Origin of the sequence: Candidatus Nitrosotenuis aquarius, from assembly GCF_002787055.1 — an archaeon.
GTDB classification, from domain to species: Archaea; Thermoproteota; Nitrososphaeria; order Nitrososphaerales; family Nitrosopumilaceae; genus Nitrosotenuis; species Nitrosotenuis aquarius.
Genome location: NZ_CP024808.1, coordinates 1,059,586 through 1,074,054, shown reverse-complemented (window position 1 = coordinate 1,074,054; position 14,469 = coordinate 1,059,586). Strand labels below are relative to the sequence as shown.

The window sequence follows — 14,469 nt, the reverse complement described above, 5'->3', positions numbered from 1 at the left end:
AATCCAACTTTAATGATCAATTTTTTTAATAACTCTTGCCGGATTCCCTACAACCACACAATAATCTGGTATATCTTGCGTTACCACACTTCCCACCGAAATAATAGAATTTTCCCCAATTGTAACTCCTGCTGTTACTATTACGCCAGGAAACAACACTGCACCAGATTTTATAGTCACTTCTGCTACTTTTCTTGGATACTCCCCTCGTTTTAAAAACAAGTTGGCAGCAGGATTGTTGTGAGCAAAAATCATCACGTTTGATCCAAACGTGACATTATCGCCTATGTGCAGTAAATGAGGGTAGATGAGATCCAGTTGTACGTATGGTGAGAAATGACAATGTTTCCCAATTTCTACCCCACGCATACGTTGAATTCTTGAAGTTAGACTAGATAGTGGACATGAATATGCAATGCAGTGGAGAACCCAAGAACGAAAAAATTTCATCTTCATCTTTGTATTTCCTATTTTTCCTTTGTATCCATAATACTCCATTAACTCGCGTTCATTAACATCTGTAGGATCCTCGCTCTGCATATAGCTGGTCTAAAAAATTGTTTTAAATCTAAACCTATCTGATAAAATCTACGGTTAGGTTAAAGATGGCGAACAAAATTACAAATAGATATCAAAGTGGATATCATTGTATAATATGGAACAAAAATTATCTTATTACATTACAAAGGCTAAAGAATTAAAAATTAATGATAATGATAAAAAAATTCGAATTGCGCTTCTGAGCAGCTTCACGATAAACGGAATTGAAGAAACATTCAGAGTCAAATGCGCTGAAAGAAATATTGAATGTCAAACATATTTGGCAGGATACAACCAATACTTTCAAAACATACTGGATGATCAAAGTGATTTGTACAAATTCTCTCCTGATCTAACGTTCCTATTATTGGACACCAGAAGTATATTGGGTAATCTATTCCATTTCCCATATTCAATTTCGTCATCAGAAAGAACTACTTTTATAGAAACAAAATTCAAAGAACTATCAAATCTCATAAACACATTTACAAAGAAAACAAACTCAAAACTAATAGTAACAAATTTTTCTATACCGTCTTTTTCACCTTATGGAATATCTGAAACAAAACAAGAATATGGACTCAAAAGTATGATTATTGATCTAAATAATAAACTGGAATCAGAATTTATGCAAAATGACTCTGTTTACATTTATGACTTTAACAGCTTTGTCGCTAAATTTGGAGAAAATAACATGTTTGATTTTAAGCAATATTTCTTTGGCGACATAAAAGTCTGTCTTGATTACATCCCTCATCTAGTCAATGATCTCATGGCCTATGTGATTGCTTCATTAGGATTGGGTAAGAGATGCATTGTCTTGGATCTGGATAATACACTGTGGGGTGGAATTGTAGGTGAAGATGGATTTGATGGAATAAAACTAGGAAATACACCTCCTGGAAATGCATATCAGGAATTTCAACGTGTATTATTGTCATTATATCAGAGAGGTGTCTTGTTGGCAATAAACAGTAAAAACAACCCTGAAGATGCGCTCAAAGTAATCAATGAACATCCTGACATGATCTTGAAAAAAGAGCACTTTGCCTGTCTCAAAATAAATTGGGATGACAAAGTAACCAATATGAAAGAAATAGCAGAAGATCTCAATTTTGGACTTGATTATATGGTTTTTTTTGATGATGATCCGGTAAATAGGGAGTTTGTGAAAACAAGACTGCCGCAGGTACTTACAGTGGATCTACCAAAAGATCCCTCACAATACTCAAAGATACTACAAAATATGAGCGAATTCAATACCCTGTCAATAACTGAGGAAGACACCAAAAGAGGAAAGATGTATCTAGAACAACAACAAAGAAAACAATTTGAAAGCTTTGCTACAAACTTGGAGGATTTTCTAAAAGAACTAAATCTTAAAGTGTCAATTCTTCCAGCTGATCAATTTACCATACCTAGAATCTCTCAACTAACGCTGAAGACAAACCAGTTTAATCTGACCACACATAGGTATCAAGAAGAAGAAATACGTGAATTTGTACAAAATAACCAATTTCTGGTTGGATGTGCACAGGTAGAAGATAAATTTGGCGATAATGGAATAACTGGAGTTTTTATCGTAAAGAAAGATACACCAAAACAATGGACACTTGATACGTTTCTGCTCAGCTGTCGTGTGATGGGAAGAGAGGTCGAAAAGGCAATTATCAGTCATATTATAAAAAAAGCAAAAGAAAATGGCGTTGAAAGAATAAGAGCACAATATATCCCGACTCAAAAAAATAAACCAGTTGAGAGTTTTCTCCCTGACTGTGGATTCGTTAAAGAGGGTGATTACTGGTATTATTCAAAACCCGATTTCAAAGCACCTGGATTCCTTACCATTGATGAAAAATAATGTCTAAAAAACTATATTCTTTGATTGCAAAAGTAATGGGAGTAGACATTTCTATAATTGATGATAACTCTAGTCCAGAAACAATACCAAGCTGGGATTCATTTAATTCGTATGTTTTATTGGATGAGCTAGAGTCAGAATTCAAGACCCAATTTACTATCGATGAGGTAGTAAGTACGAAAAATGTCGCAGACATAAAATACTATTTGAAAATTCATGGTGTGGCACTAGATGACTGACGTCTCATCAATGACATTTGAGAGCATAAAACTAGGCCAAACAGTACAATTTGAAATAAAAATTGATGAAATAACGCTTAATGATTTTGCCAAGCTTTCTGGAGATTACAATCCATTACACATGGATGATGATTATGCAAAATCAACCAAATTTGAGAAAAGAGTTTGTCATGGAATGTTGTTGGCTTCTTACTTATCTAGATTGGTAGGAATGCATCTTCCTGGTAAAAACGCATTGTATTTTTCACAAACACTGAATTTTAGATTGCCGTGCTTTATTGATGATCAAATAGTGATTAAAGGAGAGGTCATAGAAAAACATGAAACTACTAAAATCATTACGCTAAAAACTACTATAGCAAATCAAACCGGCAAGTGTTTGATAGATGGTTTGGCAAAAGTTCTAGTAAGACAATAACAAAGAAAACTATGCTTGAGAATTTTGGTATAGGAATTGATATAGTTGACGTACAAAGATTTGAGAAAATAAAATTTCAAGATAAACCAACATTTTATAAGAAATTATTTTGTCAATCTGAAATAAAATATTGCCTAAAATACAAAAATCCCGCCCAACATTTTGCTGGAAAATTTGCATGTAAGGAAGCACTAAAAAAATCAATAAAAAAACAAATTTCATTTCTTGATGTTGAAACTTCTCATCATAATTCAAGACCAGTTATCCGATTGCATAACACTAAACTTGGGAAGTATAGATTTCTGGTTTCAATTAGTCATGAAAAAGAATTTGCGGTAGCTGTAGTAATTTCAGAAAAGATCTAAGTCTAGCCAGATAAAATAGATTTTCTTGCACGTCTGCTCATGAACCCAAGTAATGAATTAAAAATTGAGCTCAATAATCCTCTGGAAATATTATCTGACACAAAAATGGTGTCAGAGAAATTTTTGATTACCTCTTTATCTGAAACTATTTTTTTGTTCTCTAACTCAATGTATTTTTTTGCAATTTTGTCCTTATTCTTTTTAATTTCTTGTTCCGCTCTGATCTTTGCCTTCACAAATCCCTTCGTAAGATACACAAACCATATCAAAATATCTGCTAATGCAAGCCAGAAGGCCATCTTCTTGTATGTTTCTTTTGAATAATGAGTTAAAAGACAATACTTTCGATTTCTTTCCAACCAAAAGAATTTTTGTGCACTCCATTTCAGATTATAGCTTTTCACATGATAGATAACAGATTTTGGTACATAATACGATTTTATGCCTTGTTGCCAAGCTCGCCATCCAAGATCTAGATCATCATGATACAAGAAAATGAATGGATCAAACATATCCAACCTCTGTAAAATTCCAACACTTGTGAACAAACACGTACCAGCTGCATAACCTATATGTTCGATTTTGTTATGTTGATTTGTATCAATAATACCAAGATCTCTTGAGTAACCAAATCCAAACAGGTGAATCTTATTGCCTGTGCTTTGCAGAACATTTTTCTCATCTACCGATAAAATCTTTGGCTGATAGATCCCTTCACCAAATTCTCTATATGCACTTAAAAGCTCATCTAACCACAAAGGATCAACTTCAGTATCTGGATTCAATATTATGACAAAATCCCCTTTGGCATTTCTTATCCCTACATTATTTCCTTCACAATAGCCTAGATTTTCATGATTCTCTATTAGATTAATCTGTTCAAATTTTTCCTTACAATGTTTATGACTCTCATCATTTGAAATATTATCTACTACTATGATCTCAAAATTGTTGTAATTGGAATGAAGTATTGATTCAACGCAATTCAGCAAAAGTTTACCTGCATTGTAATTTAGTATGATGATGCTGATTAGTGGTCTATCCAGATTTATCATTTCTAGATGGTTTATAGTGTTATTCTTGTTCCCTCTCCGAGTAGGAACACTTTTTCATCACTGTCATCTTCTAAAATTATATTTGAATTTGCGGCAATAATGCTCTTTCTAATTTTCAGATTTCCACTTAATATGCAATTTGACATAATTATAGAATCAGATATGTTGCAATATGATAGTTTTGTATTATCACCAATACTGGTATTTGGTCCTATGTTAACTCCATCAATTACACAGTTATTGCCTATGATCACAGGGCCGCCTATCTTAGAGTTGTGAATCTGAGTATTCATTCCGACCATGACGTTACCAGTAACATGGGCGTCATCTTTTTTTCCATGAAAGTATGGCTTCATGCTTTGCAGTATGGCCTTATTTGCATGAATGATATCATCCGGTGTTCCAGTGTCTTTCCAATAATCTGTTATTGTATGATATGTGATCTTGTTGCCTTCCTCCAATAGCATCTGAAGTGCATCTGTTATCTCTAACTCGTTTCTCCAGGACGGTTTTAGTCTATCTATGATTTCAAATATTTTTGGTGTGAGAAAATAAATCCCAGTCACTGCCAAATTTGTTGGCGGTTTCTGTGGTTTTTCCATTATTTTTGTAATCTTTCCATCTCTCATATCGGCTATGCCGAATCTGGAAGGCTCATCTACTTCGCACAATAATATTGAAGCTTCGGCATCTGATTTTTCAAAATCTTTAGCATAATCTAAAATGCTTTTCTGAATAATATTGTCGCCTAAAAACACGAGAAATTTCTCGCTTCCAATAAAATCTTTACACAATCTAATCGCGTGAGCAATACCTTTTGGATACTCTTGCTCTACATAGGTAATCTTTACTCCGAATTTTTTTCCGTCTGCATAATACTCTTTTACTTTGTTGGAACCAATACCGCCTATTATTATGGCAATTTCGGTTGCACCAGCATCTCGTATTGACTCAAGACAGTATTGTGACATTGGTTTGTTTGCTATTGGTAAAAGTTGTTTTGGACCTGTATGTGTAAGAGGGCGTAATCTTGTTCCATGACCTCCATGAAGAAGAATTCCTTTCATTAACTACATCACAAAAATCAGTCTATATAGTTCCTACACCTAATTGTAAATGACTGTAATTATTTTTCATTTTTCATGTACCATGAGATTGTATCTCTTAATCCTCTCTCAAAATCGTACCGCGGCTTCCACTTCAATTCTCTTTCTATTTTAGATGAATTCATACTGTATCTAAAATCATGTCCAGGCCTATCCTGTACATGATCAATCAAATCAAATGGCCTGTTCATCATCTTCAAAATTTTTCTAACTATGGTGTTATTGTCTAATTCATTGTGGCCCGCAATGTTGTATGATAGGCCAGATTTGCCCTTTTCATAAACTCTCATTATAGCTTCACAATGATCAGTAACAAAAATCCAATCTCGAACTTGTTTTCCGCTTCCATATATTGGGATTTTTTTATTGTTCTTTGCTAACATTATAACTTTGGGAATAAGCTTCTCTTGATGTTGTCTGGGTCCGTAGTTGTTCGTGCATCTTGTTATTAAAACATCTGCTCCATACGTGACATGATATGAGTGCACCAATAATTCAGCAGATGCCTTGGATGATGAATAAGGACTTGACGGATTTAGATTGTGATCTTCATCAGCACTTCCTTTTTTCAAACTACCAAAAACCTCATCAGTTGAAATCTGAATTAGTTTTTTCTGGTATTTTCTGATGGCTTCTAGAATGGTGTATACTCCAACAATATTGGATTCAATAAACGGTTTTGGATTGGAAATGCTTCGATCTACATGTGATTCTGCTGCAAAGTTAAAAACAACATCTGATGTCGAAACAAGCTTATCCACTAGTTTTTGATTTGTGATGTTGCCATGTACGAAGCTGTATCTTTTATTTTTCTCCACCTCGTGCAAGTTTTTGACATTAGATCCCGACAATTTTGCATCCAAATTTGTAATTTTGATAGAGGGATACTTTCGTATCAACTCCAAGATGAAATTACTTCCAATGAATCCTAAACCTCCTGTTACTAATGCTCTCAATTTTATTCCCCCTGTGAAAATATTCTATACAAATTAACATCCAAACTGATTCTTAGTATTTATTGTGTATGATTAATTTGCACATAATAAACATAAAATGATTAGTTGAATATTTACTACTCAATATTTTTATTGTTACAATATGGAGCATGATGTAATGAAAAATGATACTATTAGGAGTATGAAATTAGAGACTCATCAAACAAAAGACATCAATGATGGACATGTTAATGGCTCACTGACTGTTGTTTGGAGAGACTGGGATAATATTTTGGAAGTTACTCCACAAATGGTCTATGTCTCCTCAGTTAATCCAGGAGAGATAAAAGGACCTCATCTACACACTAAAAGAGACAGTTATTTTATTTGTATAACGGGCACAGTAGTGTTCATTGCAAAAGATTTACAAGGTAAATATCACGAAATTGAATCCGGAGAAAATAATCCAACTCTAGTCCAGATTCCAAAAAACCATCCTTCCGCACACATTAATATTGGTAACAAAATTGCAAGCGTGTTAACATTAGCTAGTCCAGCTTGGAAACCAAATGATAACGAAATGCAAAATCTAACCTTTGACGATTATGATTGGAGTAAATGGAAAAAATTTAGATCCATCTAAGTATGCAAATAATTCTTTTTGATTCATCAAGTGACATAGAGGATCTTCTCAAAATTGTTACTAAAGAATCAAAAATATACACTTTTGATTATAAATCTCACATACTTTTATCAGACAAAAAAATTAGCCACGAAATATCCGATAATTTACTTGAAAAAAGTGACCATACAACATTACAAAAAATAAGTTATCGTCTTGCCATGTGGGCTCAACAACAACAAATATCAACAAAACTAACTTATGAAAACATCAACGTTGGGAATCTATTCTATATTGAATTCCATTACATGCTTCTGCCACTTTTAAAGAAAATAACTGAGATTGAAAAAATAGTACAAAAAAATCAGAACTCTACTTTTATTGTTTCAAACTCGTTATACGAAATAGCTAATTTTTTTACTACCACCGTTTCAAGATTTGATACCACAAAACAACAAGAACAATTTCTCTATGATAAAGTCAAAATCCCAATAAAATTTGGTAATATATCAATAAATATTACACTCACGAAATCAACATTTGTAAAATTAAAAAATCTATCTGAAAAAATAGTTAGTATAATTTTTGGATTAAACAATAAAATTGATAAACATAAAAAATCATGCCTGCTGGTTGAGCTTGATACATTAAGATATGAACAGCTATTAACAAATAAATCCACAAGATATTCTAATCTACTTCTTTACAATAGGCGTAGGCCATATGTATGGAACAACAAATCTCTCTCAATTCTGAGGAATTCTGATTGTTCAATTATCACCCATCGTGAATTATCTTCCCAAAATACAAAAAATATATCTTATGAGAATGAAATCAAAAATAAGGTCTCCATTCTCTTAGAGGAAGAATCTTTCTTTAATGATTTTTTTGTAATAAATGCAATAAAATTCTGGCCAATAATTAAATCACGATTCATTAATTTATGCGAAAAAAGAATTAGAGAGGCAATTCATGAAATCGAATTAGCCAAGAGATTATTCAAAAAATACAACCTGTCATCAGTATTACTGTGGTCAGAGTGTGGCTTCAACGAACAAATCATACTTAATCTAGCAAAACAAGCTGGCATCAAAGTAGTTCTTATTCAACATGGATTATACTATGATACTCAGGAAGCAAAAGAATACAATCAATTTGTTGGAATTTTTCCTGAAAAATCAGACAAGTTTCTGGTTTGGGGTAATATTATGCGTCAATATGCAGAACAAAATAATTTTGGACAAAAAACATACGCCGTTGGAAGTCAATTCTATGATAAGCCAGTATCTGTAACAGATTCCTATGATGGTGATTACATTTTACTAACCACAACATCCCCTGGACAAAATCAAATCAATGATCTTACTGTAGAAGGCATGTTTAATTATGAAAATGCAATAAAAACAATATGTGAAACAGTTTCCAAATTAAATAAAAAACTAATCATTAAGCTTCATCCATTTCAGGATGAACTCGATATAACGCATCTAGTTAAGTCAATTAACCCAAATATTGAAGTGCTGAAAAGCGGTAGTAGTTTATCATTAATCAAATCCTGCGAGATACTCTTGTCAATAGATGTCTCTACTACTATACTTGAAGCTCAGATGATGGATAAACCAACCATCTCAATTTCTGTCAAAAATTATGATTTTGGTAAACCTTCCATTTTTAGATCACAATCATGTCTTCAAATACAAATTAACGAACTTGAGAGTACTTTACAACAAATCATTTCCAATAGAGAATCTAAAACACAACTTGTAGAGAATGGCAGGAGATTTGTAAAAGATTATCTTGTAAATCAAGGACATGCATCAAAAGAAATACTGTCGCATCTGGAACAAATGTGAGCTACATTATTTTTAATTAGGTTTTTTATTTCTGATGATCTGAAGAATGCCTTCATCAAGAGACACAACTGGATGATATCCCAACAATTTGTCAGCTTTTTCAATATTTGGAGCCCTATTCATTATCTCGCTTCTATTTCTATCTGATTTCTCAAACGGTATTGAACGAATGGAACTCTTAGAGTCAGCTAAAGAGATGACTCTTTCTGCTAGATTTTTAATTGAAATTGGTTCTTTATCATTGCCTATGTTAAAGGTCTCACCATCTCCTTTCTCTAGGGTTATCCTAAATGCATCTGCAACATCTGTCACATAGCAAAATGCTCGTATCTGAGAACCAGTCCCATGTATTATGATATCATCATTATTTACTGCCTTACTAACAAATTCAGGAACTACCCATTGTGTACCTTGTTCATCGCCGTATACATTAAACAATCTTAGAATCGTGTATCTGATTCCATAGCTCTTTGAATATGATTTAATATATTCTTCAGCTGCTAGTTTGCTTATCCCATAAGTAGTAATTGGAATAGGTTTGTCAGATTCACTAATTGGAACTTTTATTGGTTCGCCATAAACTTCGGATGATGATGAGAAAATTATTTTCTTCACATCATTTAGTCTACATGACTCCAGAACATTTCTAGTTCCAACAATATTGGTGTCTAAAGTTTTAACTGGGTTTCTTTCGGTATTTATAACACCCAGGGCAGCAGCCAGATGTATAACTACATCTGCATCTTTTGTGGCAACAATCACATTGTCTATGTTATTGATGTCCCCCTCAACAAAATTCACATCAAATTTCGGTTTTTTTGTATCAAAAATAGTAATTTGTTCTTTCAACAATGATTTCACTAAGCTACTGCCTATGAATCCAGAACCGCCAGTTATAGTGATCTTCATTTGAATTAAAAATAATTTTTTCTAGACGGTTATAAACATAAAGTAGTTACAATAGTTTCAAAATTTCATCTGAGGCTCTTTTTGCACCTAGCCCATCAACAATAATGTGATTTTTTGTCCTAACTCTATTTTTCATAATCCTATTGATGAATATAGTAATCTTCTTCTTTGTTGATTTATTAGCAATTCCTAAATCATATGCCTGTTTTCTCTTTTGCCATTCTTTTGATGTAATGAGCTGATGTTTGACCTGTGATACAATTGCAAATGGAATATTATATCTGGCAAACTCATATGATGTAATTCCACCCGAACATATGCCAAATTTGGCCCGTGCAATTTCTTTATGCATAAAGTTTGTTTTTTGAACTATTGTGAGGTTTTTTCTGTATCTATTTTTTAAAGTAACGATTTTCTTACTGCGTTTGGTGGCAGGCCCCAAAATAATCTTCAATTTCATAGAATCAAGATATGGCTTTACAGAATCCAGTAGCATGTTTGTTATGTTACTCTCGTCAAAACCTCCAAATGTGGCCAATAAAGTAATTGTTTTTACATTTTTTAGTTTTGTCTGAAAGTTTTTATTGAGAATTTGATATTTCGGACCTAGAACACACTTAGTTCCAAATCTATTATATTTTCTGTGATTTGTAAATCCGATGAAACCATTGATTACAAGATGTGCTGGAAAGTCTATGATTCGAAGATCAGATATTACCACAGTTTTTACTACTCTTGTTAATGCTCTTACATATTGATTCTTCAGTTTATATCTATCAATAATTAAAATGTCGATCTGATTCTTTTTCACAACATTGAGTGTATTCTCAATATCTTCTTTCAAAGAAATTTCTTTTTTTAATGAAATAATTCTCTTGAAGCCTCTTGATCTTATGATCTCTTTGGCTCCACCAAAGTCCTCTACAAGAAAGTGAATTTTGTTTGGTTTTAATTGATCAGCTAAATTAATTGAGCGATAAATATGGCCAAACCCCAATTGTTTTTTTGGAGCTAGTCCACCAGATGTTCTAATTAGAATGGAGACACTTTTTCCCATATGTTGCTTGAATTATTACTCATTTTAAAATATAACAAACCTATTATACAATTTTTCACGCAACCTAATTGATTCGCTTTGAATTTTAATTATGAACGATTAAGCAATAAGGAACATACTTTTGTAATAGCCGAGGCTGGTTCTAACTGGAAATGTGGAACTTTTGAAGAAGATCTGGCACAGGCTAAAAAACTGATAAAAATAGCTTCAAAAGCAAAAGCCGATGCAGTAAAATTTCAAACATTCAAGTCCAATTCGCTTTATGCATATGATGCTGGAAAAAGTGACTATCTTTCAAAAAATGGAATAGATCAAACTGTAAATGATATGTTTGATTATCTTACGATGCCAAATGAAATGATCCCAGAACTAGCGAAGACATGCAAACAAGAAAACATACTTTTCATGTCTACGCCCTTTTCTGTTGATGATGCAATAGCGATTGAACCCTACGTTGATGTTCATAAGATTGCTTCGTATGAAATAAATCATGTAAGATTAGTTGAGCACCTAGCAAGAACAGAAAAACCAATTATAGTCTCAACAGGAGCTAGTACATTTACTGAAATCGATTTTGCAGTAAATCTGATCAAACAAAATAACAATTCAAAGATCGCATTACTACAGTGCACTTCAAAATACCCATCCCCTATAGAATCACTAAATCTTAGTGTAATACCAACAATAAAGTCTAGATATGGAGTTCCAGTTGGCCTTTCGGATCATAGTACTGAGCCGTTACTGGCGCCAGTATTGGCAATAGGGTATGGTGCAACAATAATTGAAAAACATTTCACTATTGACAAAAACCTTCCAGGTCCAGATCATAAATTTGCTTTAATGCCGTCTGAACTAGAACTTATGATTCAGTCAATTCGAAATGCTGACAAAGCTAAAGGCAGTGGAAATAAAGAAATTCTTGAAGATGAAAAGGAGTTGAGACAGTTTGCAACACGTTCTCTTCAAGCCATAAAAAATATTTCAAAAGGTGATGTATTAAAGGAAGGAGTCAACTTTGCCATTCTTCGACCCGGAAAACAATCACGCGGACTAGATGCAAGACTTCTATCTGAAGTAGAAGGAAAAAAAGCAAAACGAAGTATTTCCATTGGTCAAGGTATAATTGACTACGAATAGAGACTCATGCAAACAAGTTTACACATTTTATTACTTTAGATATCTCACTTTCTGATAAATTTGGATGTGTAGGAAGAGATACAATTTCATTTCCAACTATATCAGTATTAGTTAATTTTATTTTTTTATTGTAATACTTCATCTGATGAATTGGTTTGTAATGTATGCCTGTTTCAATACCGTTTTCTTTCATTTTTTTCATAAATTGTTCTCTATGTTTTACCCTAATCCAATAGAAATGATAAGAACAGTCTTTGCTGTATGGCATTTTCTTTTCTATTTTCATTTCATCATTGTATCGTTTCGCTATTTTTCTTCTTTTTGAGTTCAATAAATCTAATTTCTTTAATTGTACTAGCCCAATTGCCGCAGAAAATTCATTCATGTAAAAATTCCATCCAATTCTTGGCACGTCATATGTGACTCCTTTTCTATTTGCTATGCCACACCAACGTTTACTCTTCAAAATTTCTTCGGTATTCTTCCAATTACCATCATTCAAAGTTATTGCGCCACCTGTAGGCATTGCTAAATTCTTTACAGGATGGAAACTAAAACATACAATGTCGCCATGGCTACCAATCATCTTATTTTTGTATGTGGAACCAGCTGCATGTGCAGCATCCTCAATCAAAGTCAAATTATGATCTTTACATAATCTCTTTATCTTTGCAAGTGCAGCCGGCATACCAGCAAAATGAACTGGGAGTATAATTTTTGTCTTTTCTGTTATGGATTTTTCTACCGCATTTGGATCTATACATAAAGAATCTGGCTCAACATCAACAAAAACTGGAATTCCACCATTATACAAAACAGCATGAGCAGTTGATACAAAAGACAGAGATGGTAAAATTACTTCCTTACCACTAATATCAATTAATGATAGAGCTAAATGAAGAGCTGAAGTACCGTTGTTTACAGCAACACAAGTCCTTGATTGTGTATATTCTTTGAATTTTGTTTCGAATTTGGAGACATTTCCTGTACCTGCGCCTGAGGCCCAAAATTTACTATAAAGAGTATCTCTAATTGCTTTTTCTTCTTCTTTACCTATTACAGGATCGAATAATTTTATCAAATCCGTCACCATTACTATTTACTTAATTCATACGTATGTTGTATTAATTGAAATCCGTTATTTTTGAAAAATCTAATTGATTTTTTATTTCTTGGATTTATGTTAGCATAGTATGCCTTACGTGAATTTTTTTGAATTAATAATTTCAAAGCCTTATGTCCTATTTTCATACCGTGAAATTCCTTTTTTATAAAAATACCTACTTCATCTTTGTTTGTGAGGTATGTTGTACCAACTTTTGTATCATCAACCATGATCGTATACCACTTTGAATATGGTTTTGATGATACAAAATTAGCATGTTCGGCAAAAGTCGGCATTCTTCTGTGATTTATGTTCGTATTAGACTCTCGCTCTGCTAATAACTGATACAAAAAAACATAATCTGCTTTAGACACAGGTTTTATCCTAACATTAATCTCTGGTATTTTTTTCAATAAATCTTGTTTTTGTGATATTTTGAACTTTATAACTTGTTCTATGGTTAATAGTTTTAAAACAATAATGATCCAATTATTGATATGAAGATTCATGCTATAGTCCAAACACGTGTTGGATCCACAAGGTTACCAGGAAAAGTGTTGCTGAAGCTGAATGGAGTGTCGTTATTTGAATTCCAAATGAACCAACTCCGACATTCAAAACTACTTGACAGTATTGTTGTAGCTACAACGATAAACAAAAATGATGATGTCTTAGAAGAATTGACAAAATCTCTAGGAGTGAATTTGTTTCGAGGAAATGAAGAAGACGTACTTGATCGATATTATAATTGTGCAAAACATTACTCTATGGAACACATTGTGAGAATAAATGGAGATGCACCGTTCATTGATCCCCAAATAATAGACAAAGTTGTATTATTCTACAAAAACAATAAATTTGATTATGTCAGTAATTTTTTCAAAAAAACATTTCCTGCTGGTACTGAGGTTGAAGTCTTTTCTTTTGAAACATTAAAAAAAACATGGGAAAATGCAAAGAAACCGTCTGAAAGAGAACACGTAACCCCATATATCTATACCAACCCAACAAAATTCTGCATTGGTAATGTGGCAAATATTGAAAATGTTTCAAATTTACATTGGACAGTTGACAGAAAAGAAGATTTGGATTTTGTTAGAGAAATCTACAAAAATATTAAAAAAACGCCCATTTTACTTTCTGACATTCTACATGTCTTAAAAAACAAACCTGAGATTTTAGAAATTAACAAAAATACTAATTCTCTTGAAGGGTATCAAAAATCATTAGAAAATGATAAAAAACAATCAAAATCCTAGTTAGTAAC

16 protein-coding genes are annotated in these 14,469 nt (G+C 32.8%); 8 read left to right on the top strand and 8 right to left on the bottom strand.

Features of this window, described 5'->3' with window-relative positions; translation table 11 throughout:
* Positions 1–9 precede the first annotated feature (9 nt).
* Entirely contained in the window at positions 10–540 is a 531-nt protein-coding gene (locus NAQ_RS06380; protein ID WP_100182745.1) for an acyltransferase, read from the bottom strand.
* Positions 541–655: 115 nt separating this feature from the next.
* Between NAQ_RS06380 and NAQ_RS06375 the strand changes: the two genes are divergently transcribed.
* The 4 genes from NAQ_RS06375 to acpS are packed head-to-tail and all read left to right on the top strand — an operon-like array spanning position 656 to position 3,423.
* Complete coding sequence (locus NAQ_RS06375; RefSeq protein WP_100182744.1) at positions 656–2,401, top strand: HAD-IIIC family phosphatase; 1,746 nt, start codon at positions 656–658, stop codon at positions 2,399–2,401.
* Positions 2,401–2,640 (top strand): acyl carrier protein, encoded by a 240-nt coding sequence (locus tag NAQ_RS06370; protein WP_100182743.1) that lies wholly within the window; start codon positions 2,401–2,403, stop codon positions 2,638–2,640. The genes NAQ_RS06375 and NAQ_RS06370 overlap by 1 nt, the downstream gene beginning before the upstream one ends.
* A gap of 10 nt (positions 2,641–2,650) precedes the next feature.
* Positions 2,651–3,058 carry a MaoC family dehydratase gene (locus tag NAQ_RS06365; RefSeq protein WP_100183496.1) on the top strand — a complete coding sequence of 136 codons (408 nt, stop codon included), beginning with the start codon at positions 2,651–2,653 and terminating at the stop codon, positions 3,056–3,058.
* Positions 3,016–3,423 (top strand): holo-ACP synthase, encoded by a 408-nt coding sequence (acpS, locus tag NAQ_RS06360; protein WP_245871556.1) that lies wholly within the window; start codon positions 3,016–3,018, stop codon positions 3,421–3,423. Before NAQ_RS06365 ends, acpS begins: the two co-directional genes overlap by 43 nt.
* 2 nt (positions 3,424–3,425) lie before the next feature.
* On the opposite strand, the gene NAQ_RS06355 is transcribed toward acpS, so the two are convergent.
* From NAQ_RS06355 to rfbB, 3 genes are read right to left on the bottom strand one after another with little or no spacing between them, the layout of a single operon-like run.
* Positions 3,426–4,478, bottom strand: a complete 1,053-nt coding sequence (locus tag NAQ_RS06355) for a glycosyltransferase family 2 protein (protein ID WP_100182741.1) — start codon at positions 4,476–4,478, stop codon at positions 3,426–3,428.
* Between the two features lie 11 nt (positions 4,479–4,489).
* On the bottom strand, positions 4,490–5,545 hold the full coding sequence (locus tag NAQ_RS06350) for a glucose-1-phosphate thymidylyltransferase (RefSeq protein WP_100182740.1): 1,056 nt from the start codon (positions 5,543–5,545) through the stop codon (positions 4,490–4,492).
* Positions 5,546–5,604: 59 nt separating this feature from the next.
* The gene (gene rfbB / locus NAQ_RS06345) at positions 5,605–6,540 is read right to left on the bottom strand and encodes a dTDP-glucose 4,6-dehydratase (RefSeq protein WP_100182739.1); all 936 of its coding nucleotides are present in this window, start codon (positions 6,538–6,540) and stop codon (positions 5,605–5,607) included.
* A gap of 157 nt (positions 6,541–6,697) precedes the next feature.
* Here rfbB and NAQ_RS06340 point away from each other — a divergent pair, with 157 nt between their 5' ends.
* Both NAQ_RS06340 and NAQ_RS06335 read left to right on the top strand, forming a co-directional pair.
* The gene (locus NAQ_RS06340; RefSeq protein ID WP_100183495.1) at positions 6,698–7,162 is read left to right on the top strand and encodes a WxcM-like domain-containing protein; all 465 of its coding nucleotides are present in this window, start codon (positions 6,698–6,700) and stop codon (positions 7,160–7,162) included.
* Between the two features lie 2 nt (positions 7,163–7,164).
* Positions 7,165–8,994, top strand: coding sequence for a glycosyltransferase family protein (locus tag NAQ_RS06335; RefSeq protein ID WP_100182738.1), 1,830 nt, complete (start codon positions 7,165–7,167; stop codon positions 8,992–8,994).
* Between the two features lie 12 nt (positions 8,995–9,006).
* Here NAQ_RS06335 and NAQ_RS06330 read toward each other — a convergent pair whose 3' ends face one another.
* Together NAQ_RS06330 and NAQ_RS06325 are read right to left on the bottom strand one after the other, a co-directional pair.
* Positions 9,007–9,903 carry an NAD-dependent epimerase/dehydratase family protein gene (locus NAQ_RS06330; RefSeq protein ID WP_100182737.1) on the bottom strand — a complete coding sequence of 299 codons (897 nt, stop codon included), beginning with the start codon at positions 9,901–9,903 and terminating at the stop codon, positions 9,007–9,009.
* 46 nt (positions 9,904–9,949) lie between these two features.
* Positions 9,950–10,960, bottom strand: coding sequence for a hypothetical protein (locus tag NAQ_RS06325; RefSeq protein ID WP_100182736.1), 1,011 nt, complete (start codon positions 10,958–10,960; stop codon positions 9,950–9,952).
* Between the two features lie 78 nt (positions 10,961–11,038).
* Between NAQ_RS06325 and NAQ_RS06320 the strand changes: the two genes are divergently transcribed.
* Positions 11,039–12,097, top strand: a complete 1,059-nt coding sequence (locus tag NAQ_RS06320) for an N-acetylneuraminate synthase family protein (protein ID WP_100182735.1) — start codon at positions 11,039–11,041, stop codon at positions 12,095–12,097.
* 4 nt (positions 12,098–12,101) lie between these two features.
* Here NAQ_RS06320 and NAQ_RS06315 read toward each other — a convergent pair whose 3' ends face one another.
* Together NAQ_RS06315 and NAQ_RS06310 are read right to left on the bottom strand one after the other, a co-directional pair.
* Positions 12,102–13,187 (bottom strand): DegT/DnrJ/EryC1/StrS family aminotransferase, encoded by a 1,086-nt coding sequence (locus tag NAQ_RS06315; RefSeq protein ID WP_100183494.1) that lies wholly within the window; start codon positions 13,185–13,187, stop codon positions 12,102–12,104.
* A gap of 5 nt (positions 13,188–13,192) precedes the next feature.
* The gene (locus NAQ_RS06310) at positions 13,193–13,711 is read right to left on the bottom strand and encodes a GNAT family N-acetyltransferase (RefSeq protein WP_100182734.1); all 519 of its coding nucleotides are present in this window, start codon (positions 13,709–13,711) and stop codon (positions 13,193–13,195) included.
* Between NAQ_RS06310 and NAQ_RS06305 the strand changes: the two genes are divergently transcribed.
* A complete protein-coding gene (locus tag NAQ_RS06305; RefSeq protein WP_100182733.1) occupies positions 13,700–14,461 on the top strand; it encodes a cytidylyltransferase domain-containing protein in 762 nt (253 codons plus the stop codon). The two genes, NAQ_RS06310 and NAQ_RS06305, sit on opposite strands and share 12 nt — an antisense overlap.
* Positions 14,462–14,469: the final 8 nt, after the last annotated feature.